At 63.9% G+C, this 15815-nt stretch carries 13 protein-coding genes and 1 other RNA gene; 3 read left to right on the forward strand and 11 right to left on the reverse strand.

The genetic code is table 11. The features are described from left to right. The first annotated feature begins 1 nt into the window (after position 1). Genes BM357_RS11995 through BM357_RS12005 form a run of 3 tightly spaced genes read left to right on the forward strand, consistent with a single transcriptional unit; the run spans position 2 to position 3898 of the window. The gene (locus BM357_RS11995; RefSeq protein ID WP_074953590.1) at positions 2-1261 is read left to right on the forward strand and encodes a nucleotide sugar dehydrogenase; all 1260 of its coding nucleotides are present in this window, start codon (positions 2-4) and stop codon (positions 1259-1261) included. 15 nt (positions 1262-1276) lie between these two features. Beyond that, positions 1277-2260: an NAD-dependent epimerase/dehydratase family protein gene (locus BM357_RS12000; RefSeq protein ID WP_074953606.1), complete on the forward strand. Its 984-nt coding sequence runs from the start codon at positions 1277-1279 to the stop codon at positions 2258-2260. Positions 2261-2290: 30 nt separating this feature from the next. Then, positions 2291-3898 (forward strand): glycosyltransferase, encoded by a 1608-nt coding sequence (locus BM357_RS12005; RefSeq protein WP_074953609.1) that lies wholly within the window; start codon positions 2291-2293, stop codon positions 3896-3898. 134 nt (positions 3899-4032) lie between these two features. On the opposite strand, the gene rnpB is transcribed toward BM357_RS12005, so the two are convergent. The 11 genes from rnpB to ccpN all read right to left on the reverse strand — a co-directional run bounded on the left by rnpB (position 4033) and on the right by ccpN (position 15813). Beyond that, an RNA gene (gene rnpB / locus BM357_RS12010) (RNase P RNA component class A) lies at positions 4033-4459 on the reverse strand. A 66-nt stretch (positions 4460-4525) separates the two neighbouring features. Continuing rightward, positions 4526-5641: a Nif3-like dinuclear metal center hexameric protein gene (locus BM357_RS12015; protein WP_074953612.1), complete on the reverse strand. Its 1116-nt coding sequence runs from the start codon at positions 5639-5641 to the stop codon at positions 4526-4528. Next, on the reverse strand, positions 5580-6383 hold the full coding sequence (locus BM357_RS12020; protein ID WP_074953615.1) for a tRNA (adenine(22)-N(1))-methyltransferase: 804 nt from the start codon (positions 6381-6383) through the stop codon (positions 5580-5582). Before BM357_RS12020 ends, BM357_RS12015 begins: the two co-directional genes overlap by 62 nt. A 35-nt stretch (positions 6384-6418) precedes the next feature. Continuing rightward, positions 6419-7009 carry a YdcF family protein gene (locus BM357_RS12025; RefSeq protein WP_074953618.1) on the reverse strand — a complete coding sequence of 197 codons (591 nt, stop codon included), beginning with the start codon at positions 7007-7009 and terminating at the stop codon, positions 6419-6421. A 93-nt stretch (positions 7010-7102) separates the two neighbouring features. After that, on the reverse strand, positions 7103-7933 hold the full coding sequence (locus BM357_RS12030; RefSeq protein WP_074953621.1) for a thiamine pyrophosphate-dependent enzyme: 831 nt from the start codon (positions 7931-7933) through the stop codon (positions 7103-7105). Further along, positions 7930-9606, reverse strand: coding sequence for a 2-oxoacid:acceptor oxidoreductase family protein (locus BM357_RS12035; RefSeq protein WP_074953624.1), 1677 nt, complete (start codon positions 9604-9606; stop codon positions 7930-7932). Before BM357_RS12035 ends, BM357_RS12030 begins: the two co-directional genes overlap by 4 nt. 33 nt (positions 9607-9639) lie before the next feature. Then, a complete protein-coding gene (locus BM357_RS12040) occupies positions 9640-10773 on the reverse strand; it encodes an acyl-CoA dehydrogenase (RefSeq protein WP_074953627.1) in 1134 nt (377 codons plus the stop codon). A gap of 161 nt (positions 10774-10934) precedes the next feature. After that, positions 10935-12083: an RNA polymerase sigma factor RpoD gene (gene rpoD, locus BM357_RS12045; RefSeq protein ID WP_074953630.1), complete on the reverse strand. Its 1149-nt coding sequence runs from the start codon at positions 12081-12083 to the stop codon at positions 10935-10937. Then, positions 12080-13927: a DNA primase gene (gene dnaG / locus BM357_RS12050; protein ID WP_083430467.1), complete on the reverse strand. Its 1848-nt coding sequence runs from the start codon at positions 13925-13927 to the stop codon at positions 12080-12082. The genes rpoD and dnaG overlap by 4 nt, the downstream gene beginning before the upstream one ends. Before the next feature lie 354 nt (positions 13928-14281). Continuing rightward, positions 14282-15112, reverse strand: a complete 831-nt coding sequence (locus BM357_RS12055; protein ID WP_074953633.1) for a pyruvate, water dikinase regulatory protein — start codon at positions 15110-15112, stop codon at positions 14282-14284. A gap of 20 nt (positions 15113-15132) precedes the next feature. After that, positions 15133-15813, reverse strand: coding sequence for a transcriptional regulator CcpN (gene ccpN / locus BM357_RS12060; protein ID WP_281245596.1), 681 nt, complete (start codon positions 15811-15813; stop codon positions 15133-15135). Positions 15814-15815 lie beyond the last annotated feature (2 nt).

Genomic DNA, 15815 nt, shown 5'->3' on the forward strand with positions numbered 1-15815 from the left:
CATGGCCGGCCATGTGTTCCAGCGCGTAGGTGTGGTTGGACAGGGATTTGTTGGACTTCCGTTGGCAGTGGCGTTTGCGAGCAGCGGGGTTCAGGTGGTGGGTATCGATATCGATGCGCGCAAGATTCAGGCGCTCAATGCCGGCAGAAGCCCCATTGCCGATGTGCCGGACCCATCCCTGCAGACCCTTCTCCAGGCCGGTCAGATCCGCTTCACGACGGACATCGGCGAGATCGCGGGAACCGACGCGGTGCTCATCTGTGTGCCGACCCCGCTCAATGAGCGCGATGCGCCGGATTTGACCGCCATCCTGGAGGCCGCCAAGTCGATCTCCAGACACCTGGCGAAAGGCCAGTTGATTGTCCTGGAGAGTTCCACATTTCCCGGCACCACCGAAGAAGTCTTGATCCCGATTCTCGAGACGTACGGCATGCGGGCCGGTGAAGACTTCTATGTCGCCTATTCCCCGGAACGCATCAATCCCGGTGAGAAGTTCAATCTCAAGCGCATTCCCAAGGTGGTCGGCGGCGTGACGCCGGCGTCGCTCGAACGGGCGCTGGACCTCTACCGCCTCGTCTTCGACCAGGTGGTTCCGACGTCGTCCGCGCGGGTGGCGGAGTTCACCAAACTGCTGGAGAACACGCAGCGCTTCATCAACATCTCGATGATGAACCAACTCGCGGTGCTGTGCCATCAAACCGGCCTCGACCTGTGGGAGGCCATTGCCGCAGCCGCGACGAAGCCGTACGGGTTTGTCCCCTACTATCCGGGGCCGGGTGTCGGCGGGCACTGCATTCCCGTGGACCCGATGTACCTGAAGTGGTATGCGGACCGGGCCCGGTGCACGCTCGACCTCGTCGATGCGGCAAACCACATCAACCACTTCATGCCCACGTTTGTGGCGGAGCGGATTGTGAGCCTGAGCGGCGTCGAGCAACCGCGGGTGTTGATTGTGGGGGTCACATACAAGCGCGACGTGAATGACACCCGCGAATCGGCTTCGCTGCGGGTGTTGGAAGCGCTCGCCCAGCGATCGGCGGTGACCGCCTACCACGACCCGCTCGTGCCCGAGATTCGCATCGGCGGCCAGCAACAACAGTCCACGCCCCTCACCGAGCGGACGGTTTCCAGCTTCGACGTGGTGGCGATTCTCACCGACCACTCTCAGGTCGATTACGAACTCATCCAAAGGCATGCCCGGAACGTGTTGGACTGCCGGGGGATTTACAAAGCCAAGCACCCGAACGTTCACACCCTGTGAGAGGAGCTGCGCAAGATGAAGCTGCTGGTGACTGGAGGGGCTGGCTTTATCGGTTCACACGTGGCCGAACACCTGCTTCGCTCAGGACACACCGTCACCGTCCTGGACAATCTGTCCACCGGGAGCCGGCGGAATGTCGAGGACCTCCAGGCGTACGACCGCTTTTCGTTTGTGGGCGGCACGGTCCTCGACGCGAAACAGGTGAATTCGCTGGTGAAGGAACACGATGCGGTGTTCCATCTGGCGGCCGTGGTCGGCACCAAGAATTGCATTGAAAACCCCATCGACCTGATACACAGCAACATCATGGGAACTGATCACGTCGTCACGGCCTGTTTCGAACACGGAAAAAAACTGGTTCTCGCCTCGACATCGGAGGTCTACGGACGGTCGGAGCAAGTCCCGTTTCGCGAGGACAGCCCGAGGGTGTTCGGCCCCATCCACTCAGACCGCTGGTGTTACGCCACCACCAAGACGCTGGACGAATACTTGAGCCTGGCCTACGCCAAGCGAGGCCTTGCGGTCACCATCCTGCGTTACTTCAACATTTACGGCCCGCGCGCCAATCAGAGCCGGTATGCCAATGTCATCCCGTCCTTCATCCGGCGCGCGTTGAACCATGAGCCGCTGCCCATCCACGGGACGGGAGAGCAAACGAGGAGCTTCACCTATGTGAGCGACTGCGTCGCCGCTACGGTTGCGGCGCTCGCGCCGTCGGCCGACGGGGCCGTGATCAACGTCGGCGCGGAAGAGGAAATCAGCATCAAGGCGTTGGCCAGGACCATCATTCGGCTGTCGGAATCCCAGTCCACCCTGGTTCACGTGTCCTACGAACACGTCTTTGGGCGCGGACACGAGGACGTTTCCCGGCGCGTCCCGGATGCCTCACGCGCGCGCCAGTTGCTCCACTTCAACCCGACGGTGACCCTGGAGGACGGCCTGCGGAAGACCATTGAGTGGTATCGAACGGCCGAGGGATATGGACACGATATCGATTGAAAAAGCCGAAATAATTGGAGGAATCAGGTGATGGAGTCCATTCACAGGGATACAAGCAAACGGCTGGCCATCGTGGTGCCTGTCTCGAACGAGGCAAGAACCATCCGTTCGGTCCTGGCTGAACTGCTGAAACTCCAGCCGGACGATCTCATCGTCGTGGAGAACGGCTCCACGGACGGCAGCGGGCAAATCGCCAAGTCGATGGGCGCCAGGGTCCTTTCCTACGAGACGCCGCTGGGCAACGACGTGCCCAGGGCGGTGGGTGCGCTGGCTACGGATGCGGACATCTACCTGTTTACGGATTCGGACCTTGTGATTCCTGCGGAGCAACTGCTGCCGCTCATCGAGGACATCGAGTCCGGCGCCGACATGGCCATGAATGCCATCGACTGGTGCGCGCGGTATCCAAAACCCGACGCCCCGTCCATCGCCCGCTACTATCTCAACCTCTGCTTGGGCCGGCGCGATCTCGGTTTGGAAAACGTGCTGACCATCCCGCATGCCTTCAGTCGGAAGGCGTTGGACCGCATCGGCAAGGAGGTGTTGGCCAACCCGTTGCTCGCGACGGCGCTCGTCATCTACGAAGGCCTGGCCGTCACGGTGCCGACGCAGTATAACGTCCTCGACAAAAACCGCGCCCGCAAGGCGCACATGACGCTGCCGGGCGACAAGCTGCCCTACGCATACCAGCGCATGCACGGTGACGCCACGGAGGCGTTCGCGCACCTGTTCACCCGGAAAGGGCCGAGGTTCGGATTCGGCCCCGGGTTGCAGGACCGGTCCGCCTATGACAACCGTCACCTTTACACGGCATCGTGGGTGCCCAGTGCGAAGCCCGTGACGGAGCCGGACGTCACGCTGGTCCTGTCCATCTCCCACGGCACGGTGCCGCTGCGCCGCTTTCTGGAGCAGATGAAAGACCGGTACCGCTTGATCCCGGTCGTACACAGCGCCGAGGCCAAGGTCACCCAATTGCTCGAGCGCCTCGACATCCCTTACATTCATATCCCGCACTTCGTCGGGCACAATGTGGCGTTTGCCATCGGTGCCGAACAGGTGCAGACGCCCATCGCGGTGTTTCACGACACGCTGCAGCCGCTGGACCACTACGAGATCCACCCCTTTGCGGCGCCGATTCGCGCCGGAAAGGCGCACGTCGTGGTCAATGATCAGTCCATGTATGTGGGCAGGCTCGAAGGCATGTCCCCCGTGCTCATCGGCAATTACTACCTGAACATCGTCGCCAATGAGCCCGAATTGACGACTTCCGCCATCAACCTCCCGCCGTACGGCATCCACGTCCCGTCCTTCCGGGACATCGGCTGGGCCGCGCTGATGAACCCCTCGCTGGCGCAGATAGTGGCGCTGGAGAGGGGCCTGACGGTGATTCCCGGTCTGCACCTGGATATCGCGCATCGCACGAACGTGCACTGGAGGCCGGTCCTGATGGACGAAAACACGCTCATCGGGGACCAATTGGAGAGTCTGTACTATTGGGTGACCAAGTACGGCTACCGAGGAGGTTTCAACGACGGCAACCGGCAGCGCCACGTGATTCCGGCAGGACACCCGGCATACCTCGTCACACCGCCGGTCGGGCAACCCCATGTCGACCTACACGAAGTCCTCAGCCACTGACGGCTCTCCACCGCCCCTCAACCCCGGCCGTGCCGTGATGCGCACGCTCAGGTCCCGCCCCCGTACGGGTATGCGGGCAAACCCTGCTCATGCGCCAAAACCCGCAAGGCGAAACGCCTTGCGGGTTCTCTGGTCCGGGAAGCAAGCCTGTAAGCCGAGTTCTGTACTCCCGTGCTGCAGGCGGCATCATACCGGCCATGCGGGTTGGCAGCGGATGCCTCGCACGAACGGAGTGACAACCATCTATCTAGGCCGACTGTTGCCAGCCGGCTCGAGCGACCTACCCGAGCGCGTGGCGGGCCACCACATGTGCGCTCCTATCCGGTCTTGCTCCGGGTGGGGTTTACCTAGCCAACCTGTCTCCAGGTTGCTGGTGCGCTCTTACCGCACCGTTGCACCCTTGCCTGTGAGGCCGAAGCCTCCATCGGCGGTCTGCATTTCTGTGGCACTTTCCCTAGGATTGCTCCCGCCGGACGTTATCCGGCACCCTGCCCTGTGGAGCTCGGACTTTCCTCTCGTGCGGCCTTTCGGCACTGCACCAGCGGTTGTCCGGCTTACTCCCCGTTGAAGCACAGGATATTATACGCCCGTACCGTCATGGCGTCAACATCCGATCCGGCGTCCACGTCAGATCCACTGAAACGGGTCCTCCGGCACGTCTGCGATCTCGATGGTCACGCCATCCGGCAGCTCGCGTGCAAGCCTCTCCCGGATCTTGTCCAACACCGGCCGCTCCAATGCGGCGTGTGTCGCATCCACGATGGCCAGCCCGTCCTGCCAGGCTTCCGCGACCGTGTGATGATCACAGTCGGAGGTCACCAACACCTGCGCTCCCTTCGCGATCGCGCTGGCCGCAAAACGGCCCCCCGAACCTCCTAGAACCGCCACGCGCTCGACCGTAAGCTTGGGGTCTCCCGAAAACCGGATGTGCGCCAGCCCGAGCCGTTCCCGAACGTGATCGGCGAAATCCCCCAGCGGCATGGGCCGGAACAGTCGCCCCACCCGGCCAATCCCTGAAACCTTCCCCATCAATTGCAACGGGTAGATGTCGTACGCCACCTCTTCGTAAGGATGCGCTTCCAGCATCGCCCGGACGACCGGTTCGAGCTTCGACTCAGGCACCACCGTCTCCAGGCGTACCTCAGCCGCCCGTTCCAGGCGGCCCACCTCGCCGAGAAAGGGTTGAGCGCCCTCCAGGGGCAGGAACGTTCCCGTCCCTTCCGTGTTAAACGTGCAGTGGCTGTACGCACCGATGTGCCCCGCGCCGGCCGCGCAGACCGCCTGCAACACCGCCTCGTGGTGAGAAACCGGCACGAAGACCACCAGCTTGCGCAACCCCTCCGTCCGCGTCCGCTCCAGCACTTCACACTCCGACAAGCCGAGGCGCTCCGCCAGCACGTCGTTGACGCCGCCCTCCGCGATATCCAGGTTGGTATGGGCGTTGAAGACCGCGAGATCGTGCGCCAGAGCGGCCGCGATGGTCCGGCCTCTGGCCGTCCCGGTATCGATGCGTTGGACCGGCCGGAAGAGCATCGCGTGGTGGGTGATCAACAGGTCTGCGCCCGCGGCCACCGCCGCGTCAATCACCGCCGGATACGGGTCGAGCGCCAACCACACCGATTGCACCGGCTTGTCCAATCGGCCGAGCTGCAGCCCCACCACATCCCGTTCCATGGCGAGCTCAGGTGGCGCAATCCGGTTCATGATGTCGATCACGTCGCGCACCGTACACACTGGGCGCATCCTCGTCATCCCCCTCCTCTGCCAACCAACGGTCCATGGCGCGAATCTGTTCCTCCACGGCGGCGCTCCGGGCCTTCGCCTCGTCGGAGGTGCCGTTCGCCACCCGCTCCCGGACGCGCATCAACCGGCCACGGTCCTCCTGCACACAGCGCACGGTGGCGGGTGAGCGCCTGCGGAGGAGATACGGCCCGTACTCGTGGCACAACCAGTCCTCCTCCGGCCCCCACCCAAGATATCCGGCGTCCGGACACACCGCGCGATCGAAGGCAATCACCTGGTAAAACCGCCCGTCCTCCTCCAGGAGCACCTCATCCCAGATGCCGAAGCCCAGCCGGCGCATGAACCGGCGGACCTCGCCGCTGGCGTTCATCGGTTGGATGACCACCCGCTGCATCGCCGCGAGGACATCCGGTGCCCGGTGCAGAATCCCCACCACCGTCCATCCACCGAGGCCGGAGATCACCGCCACGTCGGCCTCCCCGGGCTCGACGGGCGCCAGCCCGTCCCCTTGCCGTACGGAGATGGCGTGATTCAGTCCAAACCGGGCCACATTCTCCTTCGCCGCGCGGACGGGACCTGACGCGACATCGCATGCGATGGCACAGGGCACCTGGCCCGATCTCACGAGGGAGATGGGCAACAGCGCGTGATCGGTGCCCACGTCCACGGGGCGGGAACCCGCCGGGACGAACCGGGCCACGTGGGACAGTCTGGCCGACAGCCCCTTCGGCGACACTGGCATTCCCTGCAACCTCCTGTTCCCCCCCCCCCGGCGGATCACTGCAGGCGGAGCCCGGCCTGACCCGATACGGCATACTTCACGCGGGCCGCCACCTCCCGCACCGCATACCGGAATTCACTCGGTCCGGAACGGGCGGCGCACCCGCACGCCTCCATGCCCAGCCGATGGGCGACCGCCATCGCGCGCGGCAGATGATAATCACTCGTCACAATCACCGCGGTCCGCAAGCCGCGGGCCTCCATCACCCGTCGGCTGTTGGCCAAATTTTCCCATGTATCCGCCGAATGCCTGTCTTCTAGGATAACATCGGGCGGCACCCCGTTCAAAATCAGAAAGCGTTTCATGGATCGGGACTCACTGACCGATTCGTCCGGCCCTCTCCCGCCGCTGACGATGAGAAAGCGGACGTACCCCCTGCGGTACAGATGGAGCCCCACCTTGAGGCGGGCGGTGAGCGCGGTTCCCGGGCGGTATCCGTCCGTATACGCCCCGAGGATGATGGCCGCGTCCGAAGGTCTCGGCCGGTAGGCACGGCCCACCTGTCGGGCGCGGTGGGCCAATCCGAAGATGACGAGCGCACCGAGTGCCAGCACAGCCACGGCGCCGGCGGCCGCGCGCAACCCCATCACGACACCCCCTCCGCCCTCCATCGCCATGACGGCCCGGTGTTCGCTCTATTGTACGGGCATGCTCAGAACGGTAGAACCGCCTGACCGGGATCAGCCCAGGGTCCCGCGCAGCCACCGGCGCATGCAGTCCGACGGCACGGCATCGGCGGGGCCCGTCTCCAGGCGTGCGGCCGCGGGCCGGTCGGTTCGCCACAGGACACCGAGCGGGAACGGGTGTGTCTCCAGAAGCTGAATCAACTCGGCGCTGGAACGGGCGGGCGTCTCCTGATAGAACACCGAGCGCCGGTAGAAGGCGTAATCGTGCGTCTTGTTGAAGACCACACACGGGCTGAACACGTTGACCAAGGCGAAACCCGGATGGGAGACGGCCTGTTTGAGAAGTTCCACCAGGTGCCGGATGTCGCCCGAGAACCCCTGCCCGATGAAGGTGGCGCCCGCCGACCAGGCGAGCCGGAGCGGATGGACGGGCTCGTCCGCGTTGCCGTGCGGACTGGTGGATGACCGGTAGCCGGTGGGGCTCGTGGGGGACGTCTGCCCCTTGGTGTTGCCGTACACCCCGTTGTCCATGACGACGTAGGTGAGCGGCAGGTTCCGCCGCACCGCGTGCACGAGATGACCGACGCCGATGCCGTAGCCGTCCCCGTCTCCCCCGGCCGCGATGACCGCGATGTCCGGCCGGGCCGCCGCGATGCCCTGAGCGACCGGAAGCACCCGGCCGTGGGTGGTGTGGACGCCGTATCCGCCGAAATAGTGGCTGATCTTTCCGCTGCAACCGATGCCCGACACCAACACCACGTCTTCGGGAGCAATCCCCAGTTCCAACAATGCCCGCTGAATGACCTTCAACACCGCGTAATCTCCGCAGCCCGGACACCAGGTGGGCCGGTTGCCGTTCTCATACGCCTTCAGATCCAGCGTCATCCTCGAACCCTCCCGTGCAGGGTCTCACCCGCCGCCTCCAAGGCGGCCAAGAACGCCTCGACCGTGTAATGCTCGCCGTCGTAGCGCCGAACCGTCCGGCATCCGCCATCGGGTACCGTGGTGGCCAACAGGTGCGCCAACTGCCCCGTGGCGTTGTATTCGCACACCACGACCTCTCGCGCGCCGGCCACGGCAGCCAGCAGCCCGTCCGCAGGCACCGGCCACAGTTGACGCAACAGGACACCGCGGTACAGGTCGGGGTGCGCCGCCACCGCCGCATGAATCAATTCCCCCATCGCCCCGGTCCCCACCAGACACACAGGCGCTTCCGGTGAGCCGACCGGGGTGAGCGGGCGGTCGTACCGAACGCAATGCACCTTTTCCAGCCGGCGGCGGTGCAGCGTCGGCCGAACGGACTGAAAATCGGGCTCCATCCAGCCGCGCTCGTCGTGCTCATCGCCGCTGGCGACATACCCCCCGCCTCGCACCCCCGGCACCGTCCGCCATGGCAGTCCGCCGTCCTCCGCGGCAAAACGCCTGTACCCGTGGACGGACGCAGGAGGGAGCACCGTGCGCCCGCGCAACGCCGGCACGCGCATCAGCGCGTCGTTCACCGTCTCCCACGGAACGCTGATGCGCCGCAGCGCCAGATCGAGATCGAGCGCGACCAACACCGGACACTGATGGAGGTCGGCCAAATTCAGGGCCTCCTGGATCACGGCGAGACAGTCGACCACGCCCGTGGGGGCCAGCACGATCCGCGGGAACTCCCAGTGGCCGGCGTAAAGCAGGTGGCGCAGATCGCTTTGCTCCGTCTTCGTCGGCATGCCGGTCGACGGACCGCCGCGCTGGTTGTCGACCACTACCAGCGGGACTTCGATGGTCGCGGCGTACCCCAACCCTTCCGTCATCAGATCTATCCCCGGGCCGCTCGTCGCGACAAATGTCCGCATGCCCGCGTAACTCGCTCCGATGGCCATGTGGATGGCCGCAATCTCGTCCTCCACCTGGTACGCCCTGCCACCGACCTCCGGCAACCAGGCCGCCATGTACTCCAAAATCTCGGAGGCGGGGGTGATGGGATATCCGCAGTAGATGCGGACGCCCCCGTGAATGGCCCCGAGACACAGCGCATCATTGCCCGACAGGATCGCCGTGTCCGGCGCGTCGGACGCCTGCACCGGTCCCGAACTTGTGGAACCTGCGGCTTTCGCATATCCCCGATGCAGCGGTTCAAGATTCACGCGCTGATGAAAGTGCGCCATGGCGGCCGCCTGCACGTCCTCCGGCGAGAGCCCTAGCTTGCAGGCCACGACGCCGAGCGCCCACAGGTTGAAACCGACGGGATCCAGGACATCCCGATTGGCATTCGGGACCCCGTCGACCGTCGCCGCGCCGTACAAACCGGTGACGTGCCGCACCCGGTCGCGGTACCGCTCCGCCGCTTGGCGATCCCACACCACCGCCACATCGACCGCATGCAGACGGGCTGGGGCCTCGCCGCCCGTGTCCTCGTCCACGTACGCCTCGAAACTCGTCAGTCCGCCGCGAATGATGGTGGAAAAGTCGCGCCACGTCCGGAACCTGCGGCCGTTGGCCCGTAGGACCTCGGACAGGATGGCGCCGGCCGTCTCGACGCCCTGCCCCGTATAGCCACAGATGGCGATCACCATGTGTCGTCCCTCCTCGCCTCCCTTTGCACGTCGTCAGCACCCCAGATGGCGGGCGATGATGAGCCGCTGCACTTCCGATGTTCCCTCGCCGATCTCAATCAACTTCGCGTCACGCAGGTTCCGCTCCACCGGATAGTCGCACAGGTAGCCGTTTCCGCCGAGAATTTGAATTGCCTGCAGGCAGATCTGCGTGCACATCTCGGAGGCGAACAGTTTGGCGAACGACGCCTCCAGGGTGAACGGGCGGCCTTGGTCGTGCAACCACGCCGCTTTCATCACCGCGTTGCGGGCGAGGTCGATGTGCAGCGCCATGTCGGCCAGTTTGTGCTGAATCGCCTGGAATTTAGAAATGGTCTGACCAAACTGGGTACGCTGTTTGGCATAGGCCAACGCCGTCTCAAACGCGCTGCGCGCGATGCCGACGGCCAGTGCGGCGATGGCGACCCGTCCGCCGTCGAGGGTGGACAAGAACTGCTTGAATCCGGCATGGAGAGGGCCAAGGAGGTTGTCCCGCGGGATCCGCACGTCGTCCAGGATCAGCTCGACCGTGTTGGACGCCCGCATCCCCATCTTTTCGTACGCCTTTCCGACGCGGAATCCCGGCGCATCCGTGGGGACGATGAACGCGCTGATGCCGCGGCGCTCCGGATCGGTGACCGCCGTCAACACCACCGTCTGCGCGTATCCCCCGTTGGTGATGAAACACTTGCTGCCGCGAATCACCCATTCGTCTCCCTCGAGGCGCGCGGTCGTCCGCGTCCCGCCGGCGTCCGACCCCGCCTGCGGCTCCGTCAACGCGAAGGAGCCGAGTTTCTTCCCGGAGGCCAGCGGCACCAGGTACTGCTGCTTCTGCGCCTCCGTCCCGTACAGATAGATGGGCATGCAGGCCAGCGACACGTGTGCCTCGTAGCTCAAGCCCGTCCCGCCGCACGCCCGTCCGATCTCCTCCACCGCGAGACAGTAGCTCACCATGTCTGCGCCAGCACCGCCGTACCGCTCCGGGATCGGCAGCCCCAACAGGCCCAACCGGCCCATCTTGTCAAACACCTCTTTGGGGAATTGCGACGTTCGATCCCACTCCGCCGCATGCGGCAGGATTTCCGCTTCGGCAAACTCCCGCACCGTGTCCCGGATCATCCTCTGCTCCAGCGTCCAATCAAAATCCATCCGTGCACTCCCCCCGTCTCCCTCTCATTATACTGGGAAAGCGCTTGCACAAGGCACACAAAAAACGCCGCATTCCCGGTTGAACGCGGCGGCCCGTGCGTGCGGGATGCTGCCGGCCGGCTGCCCGGCCATCTCCCCCGTCGGTGCAGATAGCGAATTCCTCATTCGAGGAAATCCTTCAAACGTTTGCTGCGGCTCGGATGGCGCAACTTCCGCAACGCCTTGGCTTCAATCTGGCGGATGCGTTCGCGCGTCACCCCGAACACCTTCCCCACCTCTTCCAGCGTGCGGGTGCGCCCGTCGTCCAAACCAAACCGCAGGCGGAGCACATTCTCCTCCCGCTCGGTGAGGGTGTCGAGGACATCCTCCAGCTGTTCCTTCAACAACTCGTACGCCGCCGCATCGGCCGGTGCCAACGCGTCGTCGTCCGGGATGAAATCCCCCAGGTGCGAATCGTCCTCCTCGCCGATGGGGGTCTCCAGGGACACCGGCTCCTGCGCGATCTTCTGGATTTCGCGCACCTTCTCGGGACTCATGTCCATCTCCGCCGCAATCTCCTCCGCGGTCGGCTCCCGCCCTAGCTCCTGCAGCAGTTGGCGCGAGACGCGAATCAACTTGTTGATGGTCTCGACCATGTGCACGGGAATGCGGATGGTCCGCGCCTGATCGGCGATGGCGCGCGTGATGGCCTGCCGAATCCACCAAGTGGCGTACGTGCTGAACTTGTATCCCTTGCGGTAATCGAACTTCTCGACCGCCTTGATGAGACCCAAATTTCCCTCCTGGATAAGATCGAGAAACAGCATGCCGCGGCCGACATACCGCTTGGCGATACTGACCACCAGGCGCAGGTTCGCTTCCGCCAAGCGCCGCTTGGCTTCCTCGTCTCCCTGCTCGATGCGCTTCGCCAACTCAATCTCCTCTTGCGCGGAGAGCAGCGGCACCCGGCCGATCTCCTTGAGGTACATCCGCACCGGGTCGCTGATCTTCACCCCCGGAGGCATCGAAAGATCGTCCAGGTCAATCCGCTCGGGATCTTCGTCCCCTTCCATCGCGGCGTGATCCGCATCATCCGCATCGTCCAGGTCCAGTTCGTCGTGCTCGTTGACCACATCGATGCCGGCCTCGGCCAGTTGGTCGAAGAAATCATCCAACTGGTCCGGCTCCACATCGAACGGCGCCAGACGATTGGCCACCTCGGTGTACGTCAGAGATCCCCGCTTCTTCCCCAAGGCCAACAGCGCCGCCTTGACTTCTTGAAGGGTGTGTCCTCGTTGCTCGCGGGATTCTTCTTTTGTTTCTTTGCTCATTCTTGCCCCGCCTCCTTTAACCCTGTGCCCAATTTCCCTGTCCACTGTGGCCACTTCAACTGCTGAATCTGCCTCTGCAACGCTTCCATTTCCCCCCGCAGCGCGGCGGCGTCGTCCATCCGTCCATCGACCTGCGCCTGAACCGATTGTTGCAACACCCGTTGATACGCCGTTTCGAGCTGGTACAATCGGACCGTGCGCAGATAATCCTGGAGGACGCGCGCATCCAACTGCGGCGGCTCCTCCATTAACAGCGACGACGCCAAGCGGACGAGCGCCGGTTCATCCAGTTGATCCAGGAGGAATCCGGTGTCCGCATCCGGGTGCTCCGACCGAAACTGATAGATGTGGGCGAGCAGGGCGGTCTGTTCCGGAAGGGGCAGTTCATCCAGCCCTTCCTGCATCAACATTTCACACCACCGGTGTTCCAACAGCATCGCTTGCAACAACCGGTTCCCCGCCAGGACGTGCCCCTTGGGCAACGGAGCCGCTTCGGCGGTCCGTTCAAACCGCCTGCGCGGCCGGTGCCGTCCAGGCAGGGTCTTCGCGAGCTGGCTCAACTCTTCCTTCAAGGCGTCCACGGACACCTCAAATTCCCGCGCCAGTTCGCGGATCTCCGCATCCTGTTCAATCGGGGTGGCCCGTTGCGCGAGCACCTCCAGCGCACCGCGCAGAAACGCCATCTTGCCGCTCATGCTCTCCAAGTTGGCGTTTCTGCGCAGGTCTTGCAGCAGGAACTGAACTTCGGTCCACGCGTTCGACTGCAGATACCGCTGAAACGCCCGTTCGCCTCGAGCGCGGATGAAGTCGTCCGGGTCCTCACCCTCTGGAAACAATGCCACCTGAACGGACAAACCGGCCTGTTCCAACACATCCAGAGCCCGTTTGGCCGCCTGGATGCCCGCCTCATCCCCGTCGTACGCGAGGATCACGCGTTCCGCGTACCGCTTCAACAGTTGGGCGTGCTGTTCGGTCAACGACGTCCCCATGCTCGCCACGGCGTTGGTCACGCCTGCCCGCGACGCCGCGATGACATCCATGTAGCCTTCCATCAGGACGGCTGTGCCCAACTTCCGTATCTGCCGCCGGGCGGCATCCAGGTGAAACAGCACCTCGCTCTTCCGGAACAACGGCGATTCCGGCGAGTTGAGATACTTCGGCTTGGCGTCCGGGGCCAACGCCCGCCCGCCGAAGCCAATCACCTGGCCCTGGAGATTGCGGATGGGCACCATCACCCGGTCGCGGAACCGGTCCATCACGCGTCCACCGACATCGACCGCCAAACCGGCTTCCACCAGCAGCGACTCCGCAAAGCCGCGCCTCCGCAGAAAGCGGACCAAGGTATCCGACCCTTTCGGCGCGTATCCCAGACCGAACTCGACCAAACTCTGGCGCGGAAACCCTCTCGTTTCCAAATACGTTAGGGCTTGCACACCCGCACCCGTATTCATTAGAATGTAGCTATACAGCTTCGCGGCGAGTTCGTGCGCCTCCTTCATACCGTCGAGACGGCTGTGCGGAGTCGCACCGGGTGTCTCGTCAAGTGAAAACGGCGGATCCAGTCCGGCGCGCTCGGCCAGTTTGACGACCGCCTCGGGAAAGGTCAGACCGTCGATGTCCATAACAAAACGGATCACGGTGCCACCGGCCCCGCACCCGAAGCAGTGGTACATCTGCCTGTCCGGGGAAACGGAAAAAGAGGGTGTCCGTTCGTTGTGGAATGGACATAATCCGACCCATGAACGTCCTGTGCGTCTCAGTTGGACATATTCCGACACAATTTCCACGATGTCCAACCGGCGGCGGAGTTCCTCCACAAACGCGTCCGGAATCTTCCTCATCATCCCATCCCCTTCTCCCCCCGCCGCACAGGATGCGGCCCGGTCCGGACTCGGGACGACGGTTCCCGGATATGGTGTTTCATGATGTAAAGGGTATTCTACAACGTGAGCAATTTTCCTCCCTTCGTGCCACGATTTTGTGATCCTGTTCGCCGTGGATCGACATGACTGAGCGCGGCCGCACGAAATTCGGGGCCGCCAGAATCAACCATTAGTATCGACGGACCCCCTCCAAATTATCCTTCTCTTTCCCCTCGGTTGAAGTGTATGGCTTTCGCCCATAGGATATGTGAGCCTCCGGCCGAAGCGGCCGGAGGCTCCGGAGGCCGCCGGGGGGCACCCGGTGATGCGGCCCGGTCAGGGCTGGAGCGGTTTCTTCGTGTTTCGATGCACGTACTCGAGGACGATGGCGGCGGTCTCCTCCACCGCCTTGTCCGAAACATCGATCACGGGGCACCCGATGCGCCGGATCACCCCGTCGGCGTAATCCAACTCCTGCCGGATGCGCTCCGGGCTCGCGTAGCTCGCCTGCGGGGTGAGGCCCAGGGACTTGAGCCGTTCGACCCGGATGAGGTTGAGCTTGTCCGGCCGAATCGTCAGGCCAATCACCCGGTCCGGCGGCAGCGCGAACAACTCCTCCGGCGGCGCCACCTCCGGAACCAGCGGCACATTGGCGACGCGCAGACGGCGGTGGGCCAGATACATGCTCAACGGCGTCTTCGACGTCCGGGACACCCCGATGAGGACGATGTCCGCGCGCTCGAGTCCCCGCGGATCGCGGCCGTCATCGTACTTTACCGCAAACTCGATGGCCTCCACGCGGCGGAAGTATTCGTCGTCCAACTGGTGGACCAATCCCGGCTTGCGATGCGGCGGCCGTCCCACGACCTGCTCAAACGCATCGAGCATCGGGCCCATGATGTCCACCGTGCGCACGCCCAGTTCCGCTGCGCGCTGCATCAGGTGTTCCCGCAAGTGCGGCAACACGATGGTGAACGCGATGATGGCGTTCTCCTCGCGAGCGCTGGCCACCGTCTCATCGATGACCTGTGTATCCTGCACGTGCGACACGCGCCGCAGGTCCATGCCGCCGCCGTCAAACTGGCTGGCCGCGGCGCGCACCACGAATTCTCCCGTTTCCCCGACGGAGTCCGACACCACGTATACCACCGGCGTCACGTTCCCCATCCCGCAGCCTCCTTGTTCGCTCAGACCTCTCGGTACTGTCCCAGCTCGACAAACGCGCGTGCGATGGTCGTCTTGGAGACCCGTCCGACGACTTCCATGCCGCCGCCCTCCGCATCGGGCCGCACCACGGGCAGGGAGTCCACCTCGTGGTGGACCATCTTCACCGCCGCCTCGTACAGCGCCTCGTCCGGCTCCACGGTCACCACGTGAGGTACGCGGGTCATCGCCAAATTGACCGGGATCTGGTGGATGTCCCCGCCCCCAATCGCAACTTTGAGCAAATCTTTGCGGGAGACGATGCCCTGCAGCATTTGGTCGCGCACGACAATCAGGCTGCCGACATCCTCCATGAACATGGTGACGATGGCGTCGTAGACCGAGTTCTTCTCCGTGATCACAATCGGGACGGATTTGTAATCCTTCACCTTGAGTTTTCTCAACGTCTCGCCGAACAGGTCGGCATTCTTCTTGCCGCTGTAGAAATAGCCGACCCTGGGGCGCGCTTCCAGAAAGCCCGCCATGGTCAAGATGGACAAGTCGGGCCGCAACGTAGCCCGGGTGAGATTCAGCCGTTCGGCGATCTGCTCCCCCGTGATGGGACCCAACCGCTTGACAATATCGAGAATCGCCTCTTGGCGCTTGGTCAGTTCGATATGGCTCACCGCCCGCGACGCGCCCCGCGCGTCACCCGTATTTGTCATTT

It is taken from the genome of Paenalicyclobacillus macrosporangiidus (genome assembly GCF_900116805.1).
GTDB lineage: Bacteria > Bacillota > Bacilli > Alicyclobacillales > Alicyclobacillaceae > Alicyclobacillus_H > Alicyclobacillus_H macrosporangiidus.

Coding starts and splice junctions, on each gene's coding strand:
- BM357_RS12040 (WP_074953627.1), bottom strand. CDS start 10,773: ATGGATTTTGATTGGACGCTGGAGCAGAGGATGATCCGGGACACGGTG.
- BM357_RS12020 (WP_074953615.1), bottom strand. CDS start 6,383: ATGCCAGTGTCGCCGAAGGGGCTGTCGGCCAGACTGTCCCACGTGGCC.
- BM357_RS12035 (WP_074953624.1), bottom strand. CDS start 9,606: ATGGTGATCGCCATCTGTGGCTATACGGGGCAGGGCGTCGAGACGGCC.
- dnaG (WP_083430467.1), bottom strand. CDS start 13,927: ATGATGAGGAAGATTCCGGACGCGTTTGTGGAGGAACTCCGCCGCCGG.
- ccpN (WP_281245596.1), bottom strand. CDS start 15,813: ATGACAAATACGGGTGACGCGCGGGGCGCGTCGCGGGCGGTGAGCCAT.
- BM357_RS11995 (WP_074953590.1), top strand. CDS start 2: ATGGCCGGCCATGTGTTCCAGCGCGTAGGTGTGGTTGGACAGGGATTT.
- BM357_RS12015 (WP_074953612.1), bottom strand. CDS start 5,641: ATGCGCCCAGTGTGTACGGTGCGCGACGTGATCGACATCATGAACCGG.
- BM357_RS12055 (WP_074953633.1), bottom strand. CDS start 15,112: ATGGGGAACGTGACGCCGGTGGTATACGTGGTGTCGGACTCCGTCGGG.
- BM357_RS12000 (WP_074953606.1), top strand. CDS start 1,277: ATGAAGCTGCTGGTGACTGGAGGGGCTGGCTTTATCGGTTCACACGTG.
- BM357_RS12025 (WP_074953618.1), bottom strand. CDS start 7,009: ATGGGGTTGCGCGCGGCCGCCGGCGCCGTGGCTGTGCTGGCACTCGGT.
- BM357_RS12005 (WP_074953609.1), top strand. CDS start 2,291: ATGGAGTCCATTCACAGGGATACAAGCAAACGGCTGGCCATCGTGGTG.
- rpoD (WP_074953630.1), bottom strand. CDS start 12,083: ATGAGCAAAGAAACAAAAGAAGAATCCCGCGAGCAACGAGGACACACC.
- BM357_RS12030 (WP_074953621.1), bottom strand. CDS start 7,933: ATGACGCTGGATCTGAAGGCGTATGAGAACGGCAACCGGCCCACCTGG.